Raw genomic sequence first — 285 nt, 5'->3', positions numbered from 1 at the left:
AAACGAATACGTATCGTCAGGATAGCGGGCCATAACCGTTCGATTGCCGCGGGGGCCACGCAAGGTATAGCCCATGACCCGGAGCGGGGCACCCTCAGCCGCTTCCCAAGAATTCGTGAAAGGTTCAGACCGATAGCCGCGACTTGCGACATATTCCCTCAACTGACCAGCCGTAAGATTTGATCCCGACAAAAACTGCATGGTGCGCTCCGTTGTTGACGGAGCTAAACTAGTCTCATTGGCCCTATAGGGCAAGTGGCCCTAGTATCACGAAATGTTACAAAA

At 53.3% G+C, this 285-nt stretch carries 1 protein-coding gene; it reads right to left on the bottom strand.

Annotated features, from left to right (window positions below; genetic code table 11):
• Window positions 1-201, bottom strand: a 201-nt coding sequence (locus CQ12_RS45745; protein WP_210180604.1) for a hypothetical protein, incomplete at its 3' end; no start/stop codon positions are given.
• Between the last annotated feature and the right edge of the window lie 84 nt (window positions 202-285).

The sequence above is a fragment of the Bradyrhizobium jicamae genome (assembly GCF_001440395.1).
Taxonomy (GTDB): domain Bacteria; phylum Pseudomonadota; class Alphaproteobacteria; order Rhizobiales; family Xanthobacteraceae; genus Bradyrhizobium; species Bradyrhizobium jicamae.
The sequence above is the reverse complement of the archived record's forward strand: the minus strand, read 5'-3'. Positions and strand labels throughout refer to the sequence as shown.